Raw genomic sequence first — 23016 nt, 5'->3', positions numbered from 1 at the left:
TATTTTCCTTAAGGTGTGGGAGGTACAATGGGACGTGTCCCGGCAGGAAATGAAGACGTAATAACGCCGTTATCCTTTATCACTTGCCACTGCACACCTCTGTAATTATCAGTGTGCAAAGTGGTCTTCACGCCATTAATATCACGAAGCAGGATTCCTGGTGCATTCGCCGTCATTTGACCAGCCCTTAAAACCTCTACATTATTCCAATCTGGCGGTGCAATAGTGTGTATGTTCGGCGACTTTGCTGCTGACAGCGCATATGTTCCATCTTTTCGAACCACAGGCCCCCTGAACTTATCAACTGAAATTGTATCATCAGAATTAATCACCTTATTGGGATGCATAGTATATAGCGGTGATCTCAAGACATCTGGCGAATGCCCGCCAATAATTTGGTTTGTTCCTGATTTGGCTTCGCCAAACAATATTTTAAAATCGGTCTTCGTCATTGGCCCGACAAATTCTTTAAAACCGGGCACTATAGATTTATGAAAGCCTGTTGCATTTGGTGTATTGGTAATGCCCCCATTTTTTCTTAAAGTATCTGTATAGTTTGTTGATTGCCCATATCTGACCGGTGCCTGGGCCATCTGTGGTTCAGAAAAAATCATGCTTCCAAACATTTCCGCATCTTCTTTCGGCATTGCGGGAAATGCGCTTTTAAGTGCTTCAGAAGTTCGTTCATTTTGTAATGCAATTATTCGTCGATTCGCTGCATAAGCCTCTTGCATTCTTCCTTGCGCATACATTTCCTGCGCATATTTACGCAAACCAATTGAGGTTTGATAGTCGTTAATAGATCTCTTAGAAATAGAAGTGTCCAAGTCATGAGCTAATCTTGCGCGTGCCTGTTCGCGCTGAAATTTATCCACATCTGAAATACCTCGAATCACTCGACCATCCCGGTCTTCTGGACTTTCAACAAATATAGCATTCCGTTTATAGCCAGCTTTTTGTAATTCCGCCGGGTCATAGGAAGAAAATAAATTTCTTCGTCCTGATTCTTTGTTGAGTGCAACGACGTTTTGCAGCGATATATTCGTATCAGGAGTTTCCCAACTATTCTCGGAATCTCTGTCCAATGCTGGATTACCATATAGGTCTTGATCACCCACCTCTCTCGTACCACCACTATCATTGGCGGTCAAAAATTGAAAAACCCTTCCTGAGGAGCCATTTTCATCATTATTTCCCAGGTATCTATTTAATAATCCGCTGAATTGAGCTGGTTTCTTTGACGTGTAGAATTTGTCAAAACTTAAAGCAGGCGTCAAAAAATTGCTGGCATCGCTCGTTTGCATTTGTAATGAGGGAGAATTGCGTATCCCGTTCATATTTGCAAAAGGTATTAACTCATGGTCACTTGGCGTATAGCCAAACTCTCTCTTGAACAGCGCTGTCATCGTGTCACCAGTCTTACCCACGTAACGCCGGTCAAAATCACCATCCTGATAGTCTGCCTTTTCTGCACGCAGGAAATCCGATTTCGCCAATTCACCCGGATCAGATATCACGCCAACAGGTTCTGAGTGACTCGGCTGAAATTCTCTGAAGCGAGCCATGTCTTGTCCGTAACCGAAATCCATACCCATGCCACGGGCAAATGGTGGCGGCTCTGTCCGTAATTCAAGATCATCACTGCCCATGTTCCATGGAGAATAACTTTCATTGACTCCCTCACCTGAAGTATCGATGCGATAAGGAAGCCCATCATCTCCAAAAATTCTTTGAAAATTTGGCATTGTTTTTTTCCTTTTATAATGAGTTTGTTGCAGCGATCCTTGCCTGCGCTTATATAGCTATCAGCAGAACGCTAATTTTTATGGACAAAAAAAAGCCGCCCAAGATAGGGCAGCCTCTTTTCCAACATGCTTTGCAAATACATTGTCTAGCCAGGCCACTTCGTCGTGGCTAGCAGATCCCTAAACAAGCCACTGACGAAAGGCCAGGCTTGTTCAATTTGTACTTAGAAGTTAACACTGGCGGTGGTGAAATTGTATATGATCCGCGAGTTTCAGAATGACTTGAAGTGCAGCTTTTCCGCCTTAAGCCCATCCACCTTTACACAGAAGATCGAAAACAAGTTTTAAGACTTACTTTCGCTCAAGCTTCCAAGCTTGCATATGAACTTAATATTTTTTTCCTGGGCGATATTCACAAGAAACTTTTGCAAGTTACTGGCTGTAGTTTCGCAAGTCGGTTTGTGCGTACTTTGTAACCAGCAATCGAATTGCCCTTTTTTAGTCGAAAAACAATGCAGTTGCTCTTGCAAAGAGTCATCCCTCAAAAGAGTCACGATAGTATTTCTCTCATACTGCAAGGACTTAGAGGCTGATTTTCTTTCAGCGCTTGTTCAAAATCTATGCCAGCCTTTTCATCCAGAGTCAAACTATATTGAAGTGCAGGCTTTTCTTCTTTAACGACTTGATGGCTCATTAAAAAAAACAAGAAAATAATCGCCGCAAGAATAACAGGTGTCCCGATAAACCAAACTAAAGGCCAAATCAACTTATTTTTTCTTGAACTCATATACTTGCTTCGCCCTTTCAAAAGCTTTTTCGTCATTGCTCTTAAAAATATACCAGAGATTATTTGGCTTCCCAACCTTGGTATTTAAATCAGCCATATCCTTAGATGATGAAGGTAAAGAAATTGAATTGAAATCCGCCTGATTGCATAGCAAGGATGCAAAGTCATATTCGCTGTCTTTTAGAGCATCCGCTAGAGCTTGGAATGCTTGCACCTTGATTTCCTTACTGAGATCGTCACCAGCACCAAAATAATATTTATCAAAATGTTCTTTCAAATCTTCTAATTTATTTGGATCATAACGATTAAGTTCTGGATCAAGCATCTCTTCTCTATCATAGACGTCAAAGCCCACCAAAAAACCATCCAGAGGAAATACGAGGCCATTAATATTACTGCATTTAGAATTCATCAATTTTTCACTCAATTGGAAACGCCGTAATTGGTACGTCGAAATTTCGGTCGAAATTAATCCACCAATTTTCGAGTCTTGGAGTAAATATTGTACTCCGGGGTATTAAAGGGTCAGGCATAAATCCATGTCCAACTGTATCTCGAAATTTACCAAAAACAAACTCTCGTAATTAATAAAAATTCTTATCGCTGCGGTGAGCGGTGAATTTTTCATTTAAATACAAGCCAGAGAATTTCCTCTCCTTCAAGAAGAAATATCTATACCGGCAGAAATTAAATCTTCTTTCCATCGTTCGACGACAATGCGATAAATATTTTCAAAGAAACCTCTTGGATTATCAATATTCCAAGCTGTTGGCAAGTAAATAGTGTCGGGCGCGTCATGATCTGGGTGAAATATCTCAGAAAAATCGAAATATTTATTGTCCAACGCGTCCTTTAGCACGCGTACTAATTCAACCTTATGAGCAGGTGTGAGCGCTAAAATTCCTCCACAAAAAAAATAGCGTTCAAATAAATCCTCCAATTGTCCTTGTTCATTTGGATCAAATTGATTGAGTTCTTCACCCAAAGTTTCTTCTCTATCAGAGACATCAAAACAGTTCAAGAAGTCTTTCGGGTCGACCATAAAATCTGCGCTGCTGTTAATGTGTTTTAGTCTCATAAGTTTTTACCAGTTTGGAAATGTAGTAAATGGAACATCTAAATTTTTATCAAAACCAACCGACCATTTTGATAGGTTGGGATTGAAAATCGGTGCGGTAGGCATTTGCGAGTTAGGTCTAAATCCTTGCCCACCACCGTCATAAAAATCGCCTTTAACCATAGGTTTATCAATGCTACCAGCGTTGTAGCGAGGAAGTCCACGTGCTTCTCTTGTAATCGCTTCATTTAAAGTACTCCGCATTGAAAGCCAGTCCAAAAACTGACTACTCTTTCTCGGCGAGACAGAGTTTGGTGTAATTCCCGTTCTAGGGTGTGTTCCGTCTATCGCTCGTTGCTCAAGATTAGGTCTCAAAGGAATATCAGGCCCATGTTTATCTACAAAATGTACATTCAATCCAGGATATTTGGCGTTTACCGTAGCGGCCCTTGCCTGGGTTTATATAGCTATCAGCAGAGCGCTAATTTTTTATGGAAAAAAAAGAGGCTGCCCAAGATAGGGCAGCCTCTTTTCCAACATGCTTTGCAAATACTTTGTCTAGCCAGGTAACTTCGTCGTGGCTACAAGATCCTTAAACAAGCCACTGACGAGAGGCCAGGCTTATTCAATTTGTGCTTCCTAGTTAACCCTGGTGGTCGTGAAGTTGCATATGATCCGCGAGTTTCAGCATGACTTGGGGTGCAGCTTTTCCACCCTAAGCCCATCCACCTTTACACAGAAGATCGAAAACAAGTTTTAAGACTTACTTTCGCTTGAGCTTCCTACCTTGCATATGAACTTAATATTTTTCTCCTGGGCGATATTCACAAGAAAATTTTGCAAGTTGCTGGCTGTAGTTTCGCAAGTCGGTTTGTGCGGGCTTTGTAACCAGCAATCGAACTGTCCCTTTTTAGTCGAGAAACAGTGCAGTTGCTCTTGCAAAGAGTCATCCCTCAAGAGGGTCACGATAGTATTTCTCTCATACTGCAAGGACTTAGAGGCTGATTTTTCTTTTAACGCTTCTTCAAAATCTAAGCCAGTCTTTTCATCCAGAGTCAAACTATATTGAAGCGCAGGCTTTTCTTCTTTAACGACCTGATGGCTCATTGAAAAAAACAAGAAAATAATCACCGCGAGAACTATAGGTGTCCCGATGAACCAAACCAAAGGCCAGATCACCTTACTTTTTCTTGAATTCATATGCTTGCTTCGCCCTTTCGAAAGCTTTTTCGTCATTGTTCTTAAAAATATACCAGAGATTATTTGGTTTCCCAACCGTGGTATTTAAATCAGCCATGTCCTTAGATGACAATGTTATGCCAGGTATAATTGGCATTTCAACGTTCTGCCCGACACCCCACGTTAACATTCTGATTTTATTACCTATTTGAACCGGCGCACGCGTTACGATTCCGTCTCGCATGGCATGTCCAGGTAAGGTGATATTAACAAGCGCATGGTTTTCAGGATCGAGTGCCTGGACAATATTATTTCCACCGGTCAATCGCTGAGCTTTCCCTGTTTCCGCTCTACCCTCTTGCCCTGGTGCGCCATTGTACAAGAGTCCTTCATTGTATATATTTGGGATATTGCACCACTTTTCACTAACATCACAACTAGCCGGTGAGAGTTCTGCATAGTTGTGGTAGGTACTACGTGACTTTGAATGGTCACCAAATGATTGAGCATACTGAACAGGAAAACTATCTCTTGGAAACGCATTATATGGGATTGCTACTGGAGCATCTTTCCCCTGGTTACTAAAATAAAGTAACTCTTTTCGGTCATCTTCAGCGCGATCTGCGAAAAAACGTTCCATATCTTGTGATTTTATTGCAGCACTGGCAGATTGCCCTCGATTTATCAAGCGCAATTGCTCACTCTGCATGGCGTCTCTGACATCCCGATTTTTTTTGAACTCAGCATTTTTTGACCAGAATGCATTTAACTGTGCTTGGCTCACATCGGATTGATGCAAGCTATCCAAGCCTGGACTATTTATTACTCTATTCACACTCAACTCATGTGGGCTACCCATACCATTCAGATTGGTATACTGAATCAACTCACCGGCGCTTGGTGTATAACCATAGTTCTTTTTGAAAAGCGCTGTCATGGTGTCGCCAGTACGGCTCAGGTCTCGTATGTCAAAGTCTCCGGTTTCATATCCAGATTTTTCTGATCGCAAGAAGTTGGACTTGGCCAGATCAACATCGTCATCTATCGCGCCCCGGCCTGGCATGGCAACGGGGGCAAATAAATTGCTGCTGTCAGAGATAGGCAGGCTGTAGCCAAAGTCACGCTGTGCTTCCGCATAACCCGGCAACGTTCTTGGGTCAACCCTGGGTGTATTCAGATCATTTAAGTAACTGCTGTCTTCATCGAGCTTCAAATCTTTATACAGATCAGACAAGTCAGATTCATCTTCGTAAAGTTTGTACGCCATATTTTCCTCTTGATATTGGTTGCAGCATGCCCTTGCATCCCGCAGGTGGTGTAGTTGATATGCTCTGACAGAGTGGACGCACATCGTCCTGCCATTCGACATATGTTCGTAAAAGCGGCGTGGAGGACTTTCTTGCGTGGTGAAAATGATGTAAGACGACAATCTGTGAAACAGAAGCCAATCTCAATACTCACATCACTGTTACGATTTAGTACGGACGTTTGGTTGTGGCGACCAAATCAGTAAACAAGTCACTGACGAAAAGCCAGGCTTGTTCAATTTGTGCTTCCACATTCAGGCTGGTGGCGATGAAATTGCGTATGATCAAAGCCTTACTATTGCCTGGTGTCGCAGGGATGAGGCATTCTATGTCCAGTATCAGTTTTTTTGATTTGCTCTTTGTGTTCAATAATAATGCTGATGGCTTGCATATAGAGTTTCAAAATTTCGATCAAATTCAGCCATCCACTTGTAACGCCTTCTTGAAAATAATTCTTCCTCATGCGACTTGCCCTCAACACCCTCAACATATCTTTCCGCAGCATTTCAAAACTAACTTCAATCGAATTCAGTCAAAGCTAATGGGAAATATCTTGAAGCAAAAAAATCTTTTTCCCATCTATCTTTTACAATGCAGTAAATATTTTTGAAAAATTGTCTTGGGTTTTCAATGTTCCAATGTGAAGGCAAAGAAATTGAATTGAAATCTGCCTGATTGCATAGCAAAGATGCAAAATCATATTCGCTGTCTTTTAGAGCACCCGCTAGCGCCTGGAACGCCTGCACCTTAATTTCCTTACTGAGATCGTCACCAACGCCAAAATAATATTTATCAAAAAGTTCTTTCAAACCCTCTAATTTATTTGGATCATAGCGATTAAGTTCTGGATCAAGCGTCTCTTCTCTATCATAGACGTCAAAGCCCGCAAAAAACCATTAAGTACAGAACAACGATCACCATCACTTTGTCATATGTGTGATGGCGGTTTGATTGGTAATTTCAAAAGAATGAAGGTGAAGAGAGAAGTGAAAAATAATTACCTTATCACCGCAACCCGTCGTTGATCAGTAAACGACAATTGTAGTTTACTCTGAGAAAAAATTCGCTGCCCCCTGAGAATTGCATATGAGTAGTTGAAATGCTACTTGGACTTTAGACGCATTGCTTTGATTTTATCAACCCAAGCCATGATCTCGTCACGTACGGGAAAACTCCCGTCGATAAAACCTGGGCGAAATTCTTCCCAAAATTGAAAGCTTCCGTCACAGTCAAGTCTATGAAAATTGTTGACTGTGCCACTTAAAGCAGCATCTATGTGCATAAATCGCCACCAAACTGGCGGCCAGAAATGATCGTTTAACAGAGGTTCGATTATTTCCAAATCTGAATTTATCCACTTAATAATTAGCCCCCACTTATCTTCATCTCCAAGGCTTAACAAATATGACTTCAAAGATCTGAGCTCATTGACGATCGGGATTATTGCCAGCAATCTTCTATCCAATTTTATTTGCTCCATGGAGTTGGGTGGGAAGAAATTTCTGAATTACGTTGGATCTACATTTTTTTCGGGCAATTCGGCTCAACATCATATCCCAGAGGAATATACAAATGACTGAGTTTCTTCTTTCCCTCACGTCTGATCAAATGCATTCCCTCTAAGCTATAACAAGTTGACAAGGTCGAAACCACTTTTTTATCAGTGATTTGATATTGCGTACCTTTGACTTGAACATTCACATTTTTCCCAATAACAGCAAGACCAATAAAAGGATCTGGATAGGATACGGAATTACTGAATTTCAAGCGATACGCATGTATTTTCCGATTGCTCATCTCATCGGTAACAACATCGTCAGGTTCTAATTGAATTTCTTTTTCAATTATTGCTTTTGTGCAGCATTGCGCCTTGCCATCTTTCCCAGCAAATTCAGCCTGAATTTCATCTGCTCCAGATAAAACTCCAGCAGTAAATAACACAGGAGGCTTATCAGGGAATATTTTTACAATTCCATCAAGAGCTGTCGCCGCGTTTATTGACTGGGACAGTAATAATCCCATTGATAGCATGAGTGTATTTTTAATTTCCATTATCTGACCAGTGTGGTTTATCGGATACTAACTTTCGCACGCCATAACTTGCCCCCACGGGATAAAGATCACTTTCCTTATCTATTCGGACGGAATTACCATTTGCATCGGTCACGGTGCGTCCAAGCAAACCAGTAACCCTCATGTCTAGCACTCCTTAAGCTGTGCATCGCGAAAAGAGTGCGGGTGGATATCTGGTATTTAAAACAGCTGAGCTTAAAATGGCAAAGTCACCTCAAGCATAAATTTAGCCTCTGGAGATTTCTGCTGTCACCCACATCAACCCTACACATGCCAGCAACATCTCTGGATTGAAGGCTATACATCCCGGCGCTGTCTGCATTCTGGTACTTGACGCCGACTTTTTTGGTGAATCCACCAGCTCATAAATCTCATCCGGATGGCCCACGTGTCTGATCACCCAAGTGACTACTTTTCCGCGTTCATTTTCACTTCTTTCCCATCCAAATTCATACGTATCCTGACTGGAATAGAAGCCGGTCTGGATGAAAAAATATTTCTTTTTGAATTTGTACTCGGTCGTCCCAAATCGAAAATAGGAGCGGGCATCGGTGGACATAATGAACTGGTCACCTTTGCGAATATCCAGTCTTTGCTCTTTCCAGATGAATTCATAGGAACTAACATCAAATGAATCTGATACGCATTTTAATTTACCGTTAAAAAATGATGTTCTACCCAGTTCAATCCACATTATGACGCCTCAGTTTTTATTGTTTACGTTTCCTTAGCTCCAAAGAAACACCAAAGCCAGGAAAAGCCTTTGAAGAAAGTTCAAAATTTGATGATGGTGTCATCATACTATCACCACTCAAATTCTGACGTAAACCCGGCACAACTTCCAGTTTTACAGGCTGTCCTAAAACGCTGACACTTTGTGGGAGTGGAATTGGAATGGCGGGAAGATTTTTTTCCAAAACATTGTCAAATTTTGGTGCAGAATCTCCCCAGCCATAGGTAAACCGACTAACTTGATCAAGCAAGCCATTTGCCTTCCTGCTCTTGTATTGCAAGCCGACGCCATCGTTCCCTATCATGAATTTCTTATCACCATACTTGATAGCCAGCCTGACGGTATCAGGTGTCACGTATCCTTCGCCTATTCTCTTTATCGTTCCACCAATCGCGTCTTTGGCGTCATTTTGCAATGTGCCATTCATTGCCGAGTCATATGCTGATGCAGTTAGTTTTCCGAGCCCCAGTCCCGCATCAATCAAATTAAATCCTAATTCACGCGGATAAAGGTCATGTTCCTTTTCTATTCGGACGGAAATATAATTTGCGTCAACTTATGTCGCCGCCCGCTGCATATTAGTCCGGTCAATCTCTTTCCAACCATACTTTACAAGTAATTTTTTCAACAGAGTGGTTCTATAGTCGCAATCAGATCATGAAACCAGACGTTGACGAAAAGGTTTGCCTTGGTCGATTTTCACTTCCACATCCAGACTGGGTGCTTTACTCGGTGTCTACCCATGGAGCCAATCTACAATCCGCTTTTTGCTCGTTAGCTAGTTGAGGCCACCGCAATCCCTGTCTAGTTTCAGAGTTGCAGCGATAGAAAGGAAAACTGTGATTCGCATTATCTTTCAACAGTTGACCGTCTCTGGCAACCTTAAAATTAACTTCATGAAATTGGTAAGAGCCGGGCCGCTGGAGATTACTTTTTTTAAAATTATCGGATGCCTGTATGCCTCCGGAGGTCATGAAATTTCGTCCAAAATTTCGGTACACAGAGTCGTTAATGTTTCCAATACCATTAAAGGAGTTTAAGCCAGCGGGGACAAAAGCCGTAGCTGGTGCAAAGTTCACAAGATCAACATTGGCCCTTTGGTCATCATCAAGCGCACCAACCGCTTTATTTGCTATGATGGTACCTTGGCTATGCCCAAATACTTTTGTTTTAACATCATCTCCCCAACAAGCCTTAAGTTTTTTATTATGAGCAATTGCTTCTTCAATTGCCAGACGAGTCCCAATTTCAGCGTTGCTTGTCATGCCCATTTTTTCCAAGGCTGATTCAATTCCATCCCGCACCTTTCCTTGAGTGGCGTTATATGCGTTAGTCATAATATATGGCGTTCCCTGCAATTCAAGTTCATCAGCCAAAGATTGCCCCATTGAATACGACTGCAAGGGACTATTTGTGATACCAGCTGAGTACACGCCGATTGGAATACAATGTTCTTCTGCGTTTTTATAGAAATCATTTTTCTTAATATCGTCTTCTAAATTTCTAGTGCTAGGATTTCTCTTTGCGTTCAGATCCGAATATTTAGACGCCTTAGGCAAGGCATAATTCATAACGACTTCTTCAGGCTCGTCATTCAATCCCAGTCTCGCCGAAATTCGCCCCAACAAGCCTTGTTTAGCTCTAATTTTTTGTGTAAATTCTGGATCGTTGCGAGCCTGGGCATTCATCCACTTAAATTTCAACTCTCGCGTGCTACCAATGTCTCCCGGCCCTCCCAGATACCAATCCAAAGATCTGGCATCTGGGAAATTTGTTAATTCTTGCATTAAAGTTGGAGCATCATTATTGAATCCCGAGTCACGTCTGGCAAAATCACCATCCCGATATCCAGTCTTTTCTGCACGCAGAAAATCTGATTTCGCCAATTCACCCGGTTCAGATATTGCGCCAGTTAACTCCAGGCGTTCCGGTCGAAATTCCCTGAAGCGGGCCATATCTTGCCCGTAACCAAAATTCATACCCATGCCACGAGAAAATGGTGGGGGATCTGACCTTAGTTCGAGATCATTATTGCCAGTACTCCAAGGAAAAAAACTTTCATTAGCCCCTTCATTTGATGTATCGATGAGATAGGGAAGTCCATCTTCTCCAAAAATTCTTTGAAAATTTGCCATTGTTTGTTTCCGTCTAAAAATGGATTCGCTATGCCTGTTCTTGTGCGTGCTTATGCATAGCTTTCAATAAACCACTAATTTTTTTTGTGAAAAAAAACTGCCCAAAACTGGACAGCCTCTTTCTCGCTATACTTCGAAAATTCCTTGTCTAACCTGGCCGTTTGGTAGCAGCGACCAGATCATTAAACAAGCCACTGATGAAAGGCCAGGCCTGTTCAATTTGCGCTTCCACATTCAGGCTTGTGGCGATGAAATTGCGTATGATCAGAGCCTTGCTATTGCCTGGTGTCGCAGGGATCAGGCTTTCTATGTCGAGTATCAGTTTTTTGATTTGCTCTTTTTGTTCAGCCAGAAAGCTGATGACTTGCAATATGGTTGCGGCGATTTGCAGCATGATTTGTCCTTTAAAATTGACATTTATATTTCAGGGTGATGCCATCAATTGACTTAAGATAGTCGCGGGTCGAGTCAACCACGGAAAGTTGTATCGAGCCCGGCAAGCGGATTGTCGCTATCGACAATTGTGGTGTCAGGCTGGTGTTGCAGCGCGGCTGTTGCCACAGGTGTTGATATCGCAGGCACGCCGTTGATGAAGCTGTGATCTTCAATTGGAGCGGGTTGCCCTTCTTTTGCTGGCAATAGACCGGCTCTTTTAGAGGTAATGACTGGGAGCACGATGCCAATAAGACTGACGACGCCAATAGCAAGGCCATTGAGCTGTTCTGGCGTAATGGCCAAGTGAATGCCAAATGTGTCACCGAATTGTGCCAGCGCACCCAATGCTGCGGCCAGAGCGGCGACTGAGATTCCGCCGTTTTTCCAGAGCTCAACATTGCTGACCTCGCTGCCTTTGCGAAAAAGATTAATGACTGCATTGATTTTTTCAAACATGATCGGTCTCCCATAAAACATTGTTTGCCAGCCGGTTGACCCAACCTGCGCCAAAACTGGGCCAGTTGGACAATTTGGTGTAGAACTGCATGCGGTGAGCCAGCATGCGTTTGGCCAATTTCTCAGCATTGAATTTGCCAACTGCTGCCAGAGTGATCGGGCCAACAATACCGTCTTCAGCCACACCGGCTGCACGTTGTAGCAATCTTGCTGCCGTGCCTGTGCCGCAATTAACTGCACAATCAAAGAATTCAAAGGCGATTACCAACGGGAATTGGTCCAGCTGATTGGCGTCCCAAAAATCACGCTTGTAAAGCGCTTTGGCTTGCTCTGCCGTGAGTGCTGCAATATCGAGCTTGGGATAACTGCGCTGGCTAATACCGAACTTGGTGAGTTTGCCAGCATCGAGCGGATGATTACTGGTGCCACCTTCGTTTTTCAGTACCGGGGTAATGCAAATATCAAAGTTGTTCATGTTGATGTTCTTTCCAACGTTGTTCTGCTTCTTGTCTTTCAATTTCTGCTGTTTGCAGGCTGACCCAGCGCTGGCGCAGCAGGATGAGTGAAATGGCTATGCCTATCAGCATCGAAGCAATCGACAGGTAGCCCTGTATTTCAGCAATCGAAGTAAGGGGTGCGATTGCGGTCGTGATCGCTGGCACGGCCAACGCAGTTTTAGGATTGTTGGCTATCGCCTCTACCACCTGACTAGCAGCAGTTTCGGCGTTATTGGGAATATTCATGAATAGCGTCCTTATAAATATGTGGGCTTCAATCAGGATAGTGACAATGAAGCTGGACTGGATAGGCAAATATCCACAACATAGTCCAGTTTTCAGCAAGGTTGACGTGTGTTCACGCCAATCAAATTTCAGACAATTTCTCCTGATTCCCATATGGGATAGTCGCTTGACCCGGCATCGCCGGAAGAATTGCTCCAAACAGGATTGCTGCTATTATTGCCAGCCTTGCCTGCACCCTGGCCACTGAAAACGTTGCCGATTCCTTTGACAAAACCACCCAGAAGATTAGATCCCATACCATCTCCCTGACCATACTTAGCGGATGCGCCATTCGAGCTTGAAGAGCCGCTGATGCCCATGTAAGGAGACAGGAGGCCATTGATCCTGCTAGCCTGATTCAATGCATAATCATTCTGATTATTGGCAACTCCATAGGCATTATTGATCAGTGAAGTAACCGCATTGAGGCCATTCAGTTTGTTTTGGCTATTAAGCTGGTTATTCGCCAACTGCCATGCTGCGTTTTGCATATTGGCTTGCTGGCGATTACCCAGGTTTGCCATATTGGTCGCTTGCATGCCCTGATAATTATTCTGATTGGCTTGCTGCAGGAAGCCTGCATTGGCCAAATTGGTTTGCAAAGCCCCTCCAAACAATTGCGACAACACATTATTTTGTGCCGTTGCATTGAATTGATTATTATTGTTAGCCATCTGTGCATTGCTGAGATTGACCTGATTCTTGGCACCGGCATCCTGCCCCGCCACATTGTATTGCTGGCCTGACAGCCCCATGGCTGCATTGAGCTGATTTTGCCTGTCCTGGCTATATTGTCCGGATTGCGCGGCAACCGCAGTGTCTGTCATGTTTTGCCCGACTTGTGACAAGGCACGACTCATATTGCGGGCAAGAGAATCTGCCGCCTTTCCTTCTGCGATGCCTTGGCGTGATCCACCATATTGGCCATTGATAATGGCATCGCCACGTAAAGAAGGCAGAATGTCTTCCTTGAACTGTTGCATGGCATCGCTTTGCAAATTCTGGAATTGTGAAGAACTTTGATTCAAGCCTTTCTGGATAGCGCCAGCCAGATAGGGATTATTCCCGAGATCGCCATAAATCACATCTTGAAAAGCCCGGCCCAGGCCAAGATTATTTTGCCCGGGAACGTTAATCATGGCAGCCGGACCTGCTTGTGCCAAGGCAGAAGTCGCCGCCTGATAAGCTTGTGGCATCTGGCTGAAGGCAGCATTCATAGGCGTGGCATAAGCACCTTGTGCTGCCTGCATGCTGACAGGATCATAGGCGTTCTTCATCAATCTGAAGGCGGAATCCCTCGCTTCCCCCATATCCCAGGCAGAATTGGTGCCAAGATAATTGTCGGCAGCCTGGCCATAGTTGGCTAGTCCCTGATTTTGCTTTTTATCAAACAGACCCTGATAGCGCCCCAACAAGCCACTGTCGTCGATATAGTCGCCTTCGTCATAAACTGGAACGCCCGATTCATTTATTTCACTTGGCGTTGCACCAGGCTTAAGTACTCTGCCTGTGCCAAAGAGTATGTTGGCGATGCGTGGATCCAGCTGCGCCTGGCCACTTTGGCCCGAGGGTTTCGGATCATCCTTGAGCAACGCTCCACCGATTACGCTTACTGCAGCACCACCGATATATCCCCATGTCATGTCAATTCTCCTTTTATGCTCGCAATCATTTCTAATGCATCAATTTCATCAAAATTTTTTGCGATAACTTCCTCTTCAATTTTTTCAAGATCCGTTTCGTCAGTAACATGAATGGTTGTCCAGATTGTTCCTTCATGCACTAGCACAACACGCTTGGTACCTGGAGAAGAAACAAAGGTGTGGGGGCCACGAAATTCAACAGGCCCATCTTCTGTCAACACTGAAACATGTCCTTTTGAGATGATGTTCAAATGCGCATGCTTATGTATTTTCCCGATGATTAAGCCGCCAGCAGGCAATGTCATTTCGCGCCCGTATGAGCCTGGAGCGAAGAAGTGACGGACAGGGAAATCCATCTCTGTAAAATTACCGGTATCTCTTGCAGAAAGCATCTGATCTTGCAGTCGTAAAATTAATTCGCGTATTTCTGACTTGGTCTTGTGCGTATTAAGTGAGAAAAAATTTTCTTGCTCGATGAGTGTATTCATGTGTCACCCAAATTTCTGTATTATTGCAGCCGCAAATTGCTTGATCATTTCTGGCTTTCCTGCCATCTGTTCAAGCGATTGGATTATTTTTTTTGTTTCATGGACGTGATGTCTCTTTAGATCAGCTATAACAGCAGCCATCGTTCTTGCGCTTTGGTCGTTCAATAGTGCATTGGCTAATCGCAAAGCATTTGCTTTGTTTTTTGCTCGCTGTAAAAGCCCGCCACTAGTCATATGGTGGCTGCCAAGTATTCCTTTTTTCATGCTTTTTCCTAACCTAAAAATATCCACGAAGATGCTGCGGCTTTGTAGTAATACATACCTGTACCGGAACCTGGATTCCAATTGATGCCGTCAGCGTAGCGAATGTCCCCGTCTCTGGGCTTGGTTGGCGCAACTGTAGTCTTATCCAGGTGTCCCAGAGATAAGCCCGTGACAGCCGTGGCTATTTTCTGTAACTCAGACGAAAAAAAACGCTGCATTTCTGCAGCGTCGTCTGGTACTTGCGATGGCGCATAAACCACCGTATTTGAATTGTTTATTCTCACCATACCCCCATTGTTTCAACATCAAGATCAACCGAGTCAAGTCGCCACTGAAATGCCGAGCCAGATGCATAGCGATGTGCGATATAACGACCACTGGCAAACAAGTCTACTGCAACAGTCGAGCCTATAGTGTAAGTGCCAGTAACCCATACCGGTTCATCATAGGGCGTATTGGCATATCCTACGCTGACCATGACAGTCTCACCATTATTGCCAACGATACGAGGGCGCACGCCCTTGACCAGTTTAATACTTTCTGGCGTATCGAAAGATAAACCCCGGCGTTCCAGGAAAGCACTTGGCAAGCTGCCATTGAATGAGGCAGAGGCATCCAGCATATACAGTTTCTGATCATTCGATGCCATAACCACTCGAGCAGTATCCGGCGTATAGTCGGGACCGCTCCAGAATGTCAGATCAGAATCCCAGGAATCAGAATCCTGTGCCCAGGTACCACCAAGATCATTCGATACTGCACCGTAATTTGCATGGTTAACATTAGGCAGATCACGAAATGAAACCGTTTTGTCGACAAAGTTGTAAACCATGGCCTTGTCGCATACGTTAGAGCCTATAGACGGATACGCCAAATAAATTTCATTCAGGAATGGATTCTTGAAAACAAAAACATTGCTGCGATTATTGACATCAATGTTCTGAAAAAAGAATCTGCGCGTCTGTTTGTCCAGCACTGAGGTCGCTGTCTGTCCATCATGAACGATGACATCAGAACCCGTCACCACAAAATGCCAGCCATCAAATTCAACTGCGCAATTACGGTTGAGCATACCGGACATGCCCAGTATTTTAGAAAACCGGAACATCGACTGCCCACCCACAAAATCCATACGATGGGTAGAATTTTCTGTATAAATGATAAAAGAATCGCGCAAAGATAAACCATCGACAACAGGGCTGCTTGCTTCTGCCAGATCAACTTCGCCTGCATCTTTAGTTGCATCTGCAGCATCCCAGCTTGCCGGGAAAGCACCTGGATCAGCCGGATGCGACCATTTCACCAGGAATGGCTTATTCGTTCCAGCCACAGTCAGGTTCATGGCGATCAAAAAATTCTTGTAGGCTCGTAAGGATTTACAATAAGTATTTGCTGGCCAGTTAGGTAAATCAACAAATTTATTAACCAAATTCAAATCCCACGACATAGGTGCTTTTGAAGTATCACCTACATTTAATACTGGCAAACCTGACAGCAAGGCATGGGTCCATTGGTTAACCACCCCCGCTCTGGGCGTTGCATGTGTGATGTCTGTATGGGTGACAACACCGCCAGAGTATGTAACAGCATGAGACTTTGTGGCACTCATATATACCCAATAGCGGTTGCCGGATATCGTCACTGGCAGCACATATTGCGGCACAACAGGCGGGGAGTTATACACTTCACCATGTCCATAAAACTGGTAGGCATAGCCATCAAGAAATCGAATATTACGCGCATCTGTCCAGGCATTAACGGGGATTTCATGCTGAGACAAATCTTTATTCACTCCGAATTGTCCGACATTTTGTATTTTAACGAGAGCCATATGCGCTTAATAGTCCATAGCGGTTTTGATTACTGTTGACAGGTTGCTGCTGCCCAAAACCCTGATTGAGCAATCCTCTGGGCTGCTGAAAATTATTTTGAAAGCCACCGCTATATGGCTGGCTTTGATTTGCCTGTCCCCATGACGAAGATTGATTTTGATATGGATTTTCCCAGGATGGAGAAAAATTATTATATTGTTGCCCAGGCGCTGGGAATTGATTCCCATTCGATTGTTTCGCCGGAAAATTTTGACTTCCATTTGGCGTGTTTATCGCTTCTTGTTGAGCACTATTCTGCCCCCAATACTGGCTGCCTTTTGGCTGATTGGAGCTGGCCCAGTTCGTATTTAATGCCTGGTTATATGCAGGGACTTGCTGAAATGGCTGCAAATAAGGGTTCTGTTGCTGCGTTTGTTGCTGCGGTGACGCACCTTGCTGTTGTGGAAAAAATTGCTGCATTTGTTGACGCTGCGTGGATGACAGCCCTTGCAATTGTTTTTGCAAGTACGACTGCTGCGCAGAATTGAGACTACCATAAGTCTCTATCCTCTTTTGCATGTCCTGATAGGGATCATTTGAGTACATGCCCGAAGCCTGTAGTGGCGTGTAGCCCATCTCATTTGCCCACGCCCGCATTTGCGGCGATGCGCCGTATTTATCAGCCAGGCCTTCAAATACGCCAGCACCTTTCTTCCATGCATCAGGCCCTTGCTGAAAATAATTAAGCACATCCAGATCTGCCTGGCTGGCATTGCCACCAAAGACTTTCCTGTTTGCGGTATCCAGGACACTGTCCTGGGTATACCCATAGCCATTCTCACCAGCCAGTTTCAACCATTGTGCGTCCTGATCATTGACCTTACCTTGCAAACCTGCTTCCTGACTGGCTTTGAGGTAGTCATATCTGACTTCAGCTTTTTGCGCATCACTGAAATTGGCCCCAGCTCCAGCACCATTCATGAGACTGCTGACGAATGCCGCCGAGCTATTCAAATTAAAAAATGGATTAACGTCACCAGTGACGTAACGACCATATTTGTTTTTCAGCTGAGACAAGTAATCATTACTTCCTCCATTGTCAAAACTGGAAGACCTGTCCATAGACGTTGTGTTGTAAACAGGTTCCGGTGTTGCCTTTAAAGATGGTACCTGAATCGGATCCGGTTTTACCGGTGTCTGAGTTTCAATATTTGCAGATCCCACGCCTTTGCCATTCGTGAGATTTTGTGCAGCAGCGACCAGGAATGCATTATGAGAAACATCGTAACCTTTGTTTTTTATTTCGTTATTCCAATAATCAATCCCCGCCTGATCCCCAATCCGTCCAAATGGCGTGTACCAATCAGCTGATTTATTAGTGAATTTCTGATCTGAGACACTATCGGCACCAACCCCCTTACCACTTGCCATATTCTGCGCAGTGGCCGTAAGGAAGTTGCGATATGCGACGTCAGGTCCTTTACTGGCAATTTCATTGTCCCAGTAATCCATGCCAGCCTGGTCACCGATTCGTCCAAATGGTGTATACCAGTCAGCTGATTTGTTTCTGCTTAGCTGATTAGCAGGTTTAGTGGGATTACCACCAATTTCAATAGCATTATTTTGTGTCATGATAAACCTCAGTCTTTCGGTTTAGTAAAAACCTGACCATCCCAGTAGTCACCTATGGATACAGTATCATCACAAGGAATATATCCTGGTACCTTACCTAAAACGATATTTACTACGATGTCATTTTTAATTTCTGCACTTTTCATATTTACCACCAGTAAATGACAACAAGGCCATCGCCACCTCTTCCAGTAACAGCACCAGCAGTTCCATCGACTCCACCGCCACCACCTCCTGGAAGCCCACCATCTACACCGTTTGCCCCAGGCGAACTTGCGCCCCTCCCACCCCAACCACCACCGCCTTGTAATGCGTGCAAAATACCGTTTGTTGCCGGAAAAGACCAAGAATCACCAGTTGCATACTGTCCTGATGCTCCGCCATTTTGTTGGTAGCCACCACCACCACCTGCAGAGAAGATACTGCCACCGCCTTGATTCGAGGCACCAGCACCGCCGCCGCCCCATACAGCATTACCTGGTATTGTTGAGCCAGACGACATCCCATTTGCTCCACCATAGTCTGAGGATGCATTTGCATTTACACCGCCAGATAATCCAGTACCACCTATTGTGGGATTCCCTCCACTGCTACCAGAGCCTGCGCTCATTATTCCGCCACCACCAGCACCACTCCCACCACCACCGGCACCACCATAAGCCTCAATTAAAAATCCCAATATTGAATTACCAAATGAAGATTTTCCACCTGCATTTCCCGCTATAAAATTGCCCGGTGATGTCACTGCAGCTCCGCCGGCACCAACCAAGATAGGAATATTTCTTCCTGGCTTGAGTGTCACAGTATTGAAAAACTGTCTGTTCCTTGCACCTCCCCCTCCGCCACTTGAGGCTGCAGCAGAACTTGCTGTGTAGCCACCGCTGCCACTACCGCCACCGCCAAATACATCGACAATAAAATTCTGCGCCTGAGGTACAATGAAATTTCCAGATGTTTTGAATACTTGGTAATTTGGCGAGCGCATTGGTGCCCCTGGAATTCCTGGAAAACCTGATGACATGATTAATAGTCTCCAGTATGTACGCGCACACGCCAGCCAGCAGCTACCGATGTCCCAATCGTGACATACAGTGTGTACCCAGCAGGAATAGCACGATTAATAGGAATCACAACCTTTGTCTGGGCTGCGATCTCTGTCAAGGTTGTGGCTGGTAAATTTACCTCTTCCCACAATATGTTGTTTATAGCTACGGATGTAGATGCACCATTATTCAAAAATACACGTAAAACTGACGCAGTATTCGTACCAATTGGAAGTGCTTCTACGCTTTCAACGAATGCCCCATTGACACCCGCTGGCGCAGAAATTTGTGTCACCGTACCAGTGCCATCTTTGGCGGTATTGGCCGCAGTAATTACTGGCGGCATTGTCCCCGGAAATTTTGGTGTCAAGGGAAATATAGGTTTTTGATTCGCTGCCATACGATTTCCTTAAAAATTATTGTATAAATACAGATCACTACCCACCGAGCCTGCATCCCCCCAAAAAGCAGTACTGCCATCACTCAAAATAGTCTGACCCGTTGTCGCAACACTCTGTCCAGGTAAAACTGCAGAAAACACCAATCCATCTGCGTACACTTTGCTCACTGCGTGAGTTGCAGAAACTGGTGTTGCGACGTTAAGCACTGCAGCTGAAAAGTCGTGTGTACCGGCGTAACTTTCACCAGTTTTATTCGCTTTGGCATTCATACTTGTACCAGTCAATGCTCCGCCCACGTCCAAAGAACCACTTACGGTTTGATTACCGGTCAAAGTCAAGTTCCCCGTCAAAGTCTGATTCCCAGTCCTCAGCAAAGTCTCCGATCCAGCAACAATGACGAAATTTGTGCCGTCATACATCAACAGTAATGGCTGGTTGGCGACAATGTCACCCGCCGTAGGATCCGCACTCAGCAAAGTCTTGACCGGTTTCGCGCCGAGACCAGAAACATTCACTGTCAAAGCACCTGTACCCGCATTGACTGGCCGGTACAACAGCAACAGCCCTGTCGTATAAGTCAGCAAGGCAGTAGCCGGATTCAAGACATGCGCCGCAGCCGTACCTGTTTCTGCAGCAGTAATAATCACCGCACCGGTAAAACCGGCAAAGCATTCCTTCAATACCGTTTTCAGCATCCGGATATGATCATCTCCCTGGGATTTAGGGTCAGATGCTGTTGGATTTGTGATCGTCAGATCATTGATATAGTTTGCAGTTTCCAATGCCATTATTTAGCCCTCACTTGCATGGTTGAACCTGAATACCAGTCTATGGAATTGATGGCATCCACACTTTGCAGATACAGTTTCTCAAAGGTAGGAATACGCGCATCATTCATGATGAAAGGCTGCGCTGCACATAAAGCAGCGTACAGATACACGTTGGGAAAAGCCGCCAGCAACCAGTTAGTCGTATTGATGGTCGACAAAGCTGGTATGCGCTGCTGATAAGTCAATTCCAGTTGATAAGCTGCATCTGGTACCGGCGCCAATTGCAGTTGCTGGCCAATGACAGAAAATGCCACTGGCTTGCCAGTCGCTGCACCTGCATGATCAGCACTGAGTTGATCTGGTGAGGCATAACGCAATACTGTTACCGGGTCGCTACGCAAGATCAGCCGTCTCATTTCCAACATATCAAGCGGCAAGTTCACATAGGCATTACCAGCTATTGTCTGTAAATTGCTGCGTATATCCATGGGCCGAGCCACGATGTCTGACGACATTTTGGCTTCTGCTAAAGCAATGAAGTCAGCAATAAACGGCATCAGATCAGTACGATGTAACCAGCTACTTACTGCGTTTTGCAAACTTGCATAATCAGTGATGGCGCTCATACCCGGCCTCCCCATACACGAAAGGCAGATAATGCCGGGTCTGCCAGCATGCTCTTTACATGCACCGCTTCCGCCATGAATTCCTGGAAACTGATGCCTTTGTCATTCAGATATTTTTCCACGATCACCATGGGGAAAGATGCCGCATGTCGCATGTCACTCGAACCATGCTTTCCTTCTTTATGCAAAGCCTGGGTATGTTCAGCAATGGCCGTGCAATCCTGTACGCGCTCAAACGTGACATCACCACCTTCGACATGGATATTGGTCGTGACTGTCATTACATGTTCTCCAGCGGAGAAACCTGCACAACTCCTGCAGTAGCCACCTGTATTGCAGCGATCCTGTCATTGCCATTCACACTCAGGATGACTGCATCACCCGGCTGTACTTGCAAATCCGTGCTCAAGGCGGTCGCTGATGATTTGCCAAGGCGCACGCAAGCGGGCGCGGTCGCAGCGACACGGATAAAACGCGGCAATTCACCACTGGACATTGTTGGAATAGTTGCAGATGCAGACGTACCCGAAGTAGCGATTGCCACTCCGGTGGTCTGACTCGAAACGGTGATATATCCACCATTCATAAAACCTCCTGCGCTTCACAGCGTTTTAATTCAATTGAAAAAAGCGGGGCTTGCACCCGCCAGCTTTTTTATGCCGCTATCAAAAAAAAATGACGGCATACTCGAACGTCAAGAATTACAAGACGTCGTAAATCGCACCGTGCGCCTTTGGTGCGCGGCATTCCAGCGTGTATTCCACCACCAGTTCGCGCTGTACTGCATCACCGGTCGTCGCCAGTTCGATAGTGCTGAACGGGCGCAGGTAAGCCAATGCCAGTTTGTCGGCCTGCAAGACAAACACATCACGTGCTGCCTGGAAGCGGTTCGGTACTACCTTCAAGGAACCAAAGTCGGATACGTACACGTCAATCGCCGCATATAGCTTGGCATCTTCCGATTTATCGAAACGTGTAGCATTACCAGAAAATGTAGAGAAAGTCTGTTTCTGCGCAGGGCCAACCATGATGGTATCGGGCTCACCACCAGCGCTATAGCATTTCTGCAAGACGTTCTTCAACTGTGCTTCAGTAAAAGCGCGCGGTGTACCGACAGTGCGGCCAGTATTGCCGGTATAAGATGCCAAAGTACCGGCATTATTATCGACGTTATCAACCACCCAACCGACCAGGCCACGTGCCTGGCGCGGTGAAGTTGCAGCAACATCGAGTTGACACAGGGCCGACTCCATATCACGTTTCAATTCCAGCGAGGCCATGGACAACTGGTAAGCCAGTTCATCCTTACGGCCTGCCGGGTTCATCGCTTGCTGGGTACCAGAGACGATGACGGTCTTTGATGCGATCTGGGTGCGGTTGCTCAAACGCACAGTCGGCGTCACGCTCTTGGCCGTAGCATTGTCACCCTCAGCTTGCGCATTGGTAGTGACTGCGCTGGCCAGGTCCTGCGTTTGCCATTCATGCAAAGTATTGCTGGCCTTGGCCTTGGCCGCCATGTTCATCAAAGGCGTAGTAGTGGGCGAAATGCGATAAATGATATCGCTGAGATCTTCCTTATTGCCGATTGCGCTGGTCGTTACATAGGTATTGCTTGGTGCTGTCATAGATTTCTCCGGGGTCTCGCGACC

Annotated in this window: 30 protein-coding genes; all 30 read right to left on the bottom strand. The window is 45.0% G+C overall.

Going from position 1 to position 23016, the window contains the following annotated elements:
- Window positions 1-8 precede the first annotated feature (8 nt).
- The 30 genes from AC3WQT_RS24595 to AC3WQT_RS24450 all read right to left on the bottom strand — a co-directional run bounded on the left by AC3WQT_RS24595 (window position 9) and on the right by AC3WQT_RS24450 (window position 22992).
- A complete protein-coding gene (locus AC3WQT_RS24595) occupies window positions 9-1745 on the bottom strand; it encodes a hypothetical protein (RefSeq protein WP_492707985.1) in 1737 nt (578 codons plus the stop codon).
- 550 nt (window positions 1746-2295) lie between these two features.
- Window positions 2296-2532, bottom strand: a complete 237-nt coding sequence (locus AC3WQT_RS24590) for a hypothetical protein (protein ID WP_492707983.1) — start codon at window positions 2530-2532, stop codon at window positions 2296-2298.
- Window positions 2513-2959, bottom strand: a complete 447-nt coding sequence (locus AC3WQT_RS24585; protein ID WP_492707981.1) for a hypothetical protein — start codon at window positions 2957-2959, stop codon at window positions 2513-2515. The genes AC3WQT_RS24590 and AC3WQT_RS24585 overlap by 20 nt, the downstream gene beginning before the upstream one ends.
- 231 nt (window positions 2960-3190) lie before the next feature.
- Window positions 3191-3610 carry a hypothetical protein gene (locus AC3WQT_RS24580; RefSeq protein WP_492707979.1) on the bottom strand — a complete coding sequence of 140 codons (420 nt, stop codon included), beginning with the start codon at window positions 3608-3610 and terminating at the stop codon, window positions 3191-3193.
- Window positions 3611-3616: 6 nt separating this feature from the next.
- On the bottom strand, window positions 3617-3853 hold the full coding sequence (locus AC3WQT_RS24575; RefSeq protein WP_492707977.1) for a hypothetical protein: 237 nt from the start codon (window positions 3851-3853) through the stop codon (window positions 3617-3619).
- Window positions 3854-4345: 492 nt separating this feature from the next.
- Entirely contained in the window at window positions 4346-4789 is a 444-nt protein-coding gene (locus tag AC3WQT_RS24570) for a hypothetical protein (protein WP_492707975.1), read from the bottom strand.
- Complete coding sequence (locus AC3WQT_RS24565) at window positions 4770-6035, bottom strand: hypothetical protein (RefSeq protein ID WP_492707973.1); 1266 nt, start codon at window positions 6033-6035, stop codon at window positions 4770-4772. The genes AC3WQT_RS24570 and AC3WQT_RS24565 overlap by 20 nt, the downstream gene beginning before the upstream one ends.
- Window positions 6036-6243: 208 nt before the next feature.
- Window positions 6244-6444 carry a hypothetical protein gene (locus AC3WQT_RS24560; RefSeq protein WP_492707971.1) on the bottom strand — a complete coding sequence of 67 codons (201 nt, stop codon included), beginning with the start codon at window positions 6442-6444 and terminating at the stop codon, window positions 6244-6246.
- Between the two features lie 149 nt (window positions 6445-6593).
- On the bottom strand, window positions 6594-6884 hold the full coding sequence (locus tag AC3WQT_RS24555; RefSeq protein WP_492707969.1) for a hypothetical protein: 291 nt from the start codon (window positions 6882-6884) through the stop codon (window positions 6594-6596).
- Window positions 6885-7593: 709 nt separating this feature from the next.
- A complete protein-coding gene (locus AC3WQT_RS24550; protein ID WP_492707967.1) occupies window positions 7594-8127 on the bottom strand; it encodes a hypothetical protein in 534 nt (177 codons plus the stop codon).
- 247 nt (window positions 8128-8374) lie between these two features.
- Complete coding sequence (locus AC3WQT_RS24545; RefSeq protein WP_492707965.1) at window positions 8375-8842, bottom strand: hypothetical protein; 468 nt, start codon at window positions 8840-8842, stop codon at window positions 8375-8377.
- Between the two features lie 16 nt (window positions 8843-8858).
- Window positions 8859-9308 carry a hypothetical protein gene (locus AC3WQT_RS24540; protein WP_492707963.1) on the bottom strand — a complete coding sequence of 150 codons (450 nt, stop codon included), beginning with the start codon at window positions 9306-9308 and terminating at the stop codon, window positions 8859-8861.
- A gap of 298 nt (window positions 9309-9606) precedes the next feature.
- Window positions 9607-11016 (bottom strand): hypothetical protein, encoded by a 1410-nt coding sequence (locus AC3WQT_RS24535; RefSeq protein ID WP_492707961.1) that lies wholly within the window; start codon window positions 11014-11016, stop codon window positions 9607-9609.
- 148 nt (window positions 11017-11164) lie between these two features.
- Window positions 11165-11410, bottom strand: coding sequence for a hypothetical protein (locus AC3WQT_RS24530; RefSeq protein ID WP_492707959.1), 246 nt, complete (start codon window positions 11408-11410; stop codon window positions 11165-11167).
- A gap of 74 nt (window positions 11411-11484) precedes the next feature.
- Entirely contained in the window at window positions 11485-11907 is a 423-nt protein-coding gene (locus AC3WQT_RS24525; protein ID WP_492707957.1) for a hypothetical protein, read from the bottom strand.
- Window positions 11900-12382 (bottom strand): glycoside hydrolase family 108 protein, encoded by a 483-nt coding sequence (locus AC3WQT_RS24520; protein ID WP_492707955.1) that lies wholly within the window; start codon window positions 12380-12382, stop codon window positions 11900-11902. The genes AC3WQT_RS24525 and AC3WQT_RS24520 overlap by 8 nt, the downstream gene beginning before the upstream one ends.
- Window positions 12369-12650 carry a hypothetical protein gene (locus AC3WQT_RS24515; protein WP_492707953.1) on the bottom strand — a complete coding sequence of 94 codons (282 nt, stop codon included), beginning with the start codon at window positions 12648-12650 and terminating at the stop codon, window positions 12369-12371. The genes AC3WQT_RS24520 and AC3WQT_RS24515 overlap by 14 nt, the downstream gene beginning before the upstream one ends.
- Before the next feature lie 128 nt (window positions 12651-12778).
- Window positions 12779-14332 (bottom strand): hypothetical protein, encoded by a 1554-nt coding sequence (locus AC3WQT_RS24510; protein WP_492707951.1) that lies wholly within the window; start codon window positions 14330-14332, stop codon window positions 12779-12781.
- On the bottom strand, window positions 14329-14820 hold the full coding sequence (locus AC3WQT_RS24505; RefSeq protein WP_492707949.1) for a hypothetical protein: 492 nt from the start codon (window positions 14818-14820) through the stop codon (window positions 14329-14331). The genes AC3WQT_RS24510 and AC3WQT_RS24505 overlap by 4 nt, the downstream gene beginning before the upstream one ends.
- Before the next feature lie 3 nt (window positions 14821-14823).
- Window positions 14824-15084, bottom strand: a complete 261-nt coding sequence (locus AC3WQT_RS24500; protein ID WP_492707947.1) for a hypothetical protein — start codon at window positions 15082-15084, stop codon at window positions 14824-14826.
- A gap of 280 nt (window positions 15085-15364) precedes the next feature.
- Window positions 15365-16915 carry a hypothetical protein gene (locus AC3WQT_RS24495; protein ID WP_492707945.1) on the bottom strand — a complete coding sequence of 517 codons (1551 nt, stop codon included), beginning with the start codon at window positions 16913-16915 and terminating at the stop codon, window positions 15365-15367.
- Complete coding sequence (locus AC3WQT_RS24490) at window positions 16902-18527, bottom strand: hypothetical protein (RefSeq protein WP_492707944.1); 1626 nt, start codon at window positions 18525-18527, stop codon at window positions 16902-16904. Before AC3WQT_RS24490 ends, AC3WQT_RS24495 begins: the two co-directional genes overlap by 14 nt.
- 8 nt (window positions 18528-18535) lie before the next feature.
- Complete coding sequence (locus AC3WQT_RS24485) at window positions 18536-18673, bottom strand: hypothetical protein (RefSeq protein ID WP_492707942.1); 138 nt, start codon at window positions 18671-18673, stop codon at window positions 18536-18538.
- A 2-nt stretch (window positions 18674-18675) separates the two neighbouring features.
- Window positions 18676-19512, bottom strand: coding sequence for a hypothetical protein (locus AC3WQT_RS24480; protein ID WP_492707940.1), 837 nt, complete (start codon window positions 19510-19512; stop codon window positions 18676-18678).
- Window positions 19513-19550: 38 nt separating this feature from the next.
- A complete protein-coding gene (locus AC3WQT_RS24475) occupies window positions 19551-19970 on the bottom strand; it encodes a hypothetical protein (RefSeq protein ID WP_492707939.1) in 420 nt (139 codons plus the stop codon).
- 9 nt (window positions 19971-19979) lie between these two features.
- The gene (locus AC3WQT_RS24470; RefSeq protein ID WP_492707938.1) at window positions 19980-20759 is read right to left on the bottom strand and encodes a hypothetical protein; all 780 of its coding nucleotides are present in this window, start codon (window positions 20757-20759) and stop codon (window positions 19980-19982) included.
- On the bottom strand, window positions 20759-21367 hold the full coding sequence (locus AC3WQT_RS24465; RefSeq protein ID WP_492707936.1) for a phage adaptor protein: 609 nt from the start codon (window positions 21365-21367) through the stop codon (window positions 20759-20761). The genes AC3WQT_RS24470 and AC3WQT_RS24465 overlap by 1 nt, the downstream gene beginning before the upstream one ends.
- Complete coding sequence (locus AC3WQT_RS24460; protein WP_492707934.1) at window positions 21364-21648, bottom strand: hypothetical protein; 285 nt, start codon at window positions 21646-21648, stop codon at window positions 21364-21366. Before AC3WQT_RS24460 ends, AC3WQT_RS24465 begins: the two co-directional genes overlap by 4 nt.
- Window positions 21648-21953: a hypothetical protein gene (locus AC3WQT_RS24455; protein ID WP_492707932.1), complete on the bottom strand. Its 306-nt coding sequence runs from the start codon at window positions 21951-21953 to the stop codon at window positions 21648-21650. The genes AC3WQT_RS24460 and AC3WQT_RS24455 overlap by 1 nt, the downstream gene beginning before the upstream one ends.
- Before the next feature lie 115 nt (window positions 21954-22068).
- Complete coding sequence (locus AC3WQT_RS24450; RefSeq protein WP_110256865.1) at window positions 22069-22992, bottom strand: DUF5309 domain-containing protein; 924 nt, start codon at window positions 22990-22992, stop codon at window positions 22069-22071.
- Window positions 22993-23016 lie beyond the last annotated feature (24 nt).

This window comes from Undibacterium sp. FW305-107 (assembly GCF_058788535.1).
Note: the sequence above shows the minus strand (reverse complement) of the source record. Positions and strands in the feature narration are given on the sequence as shown.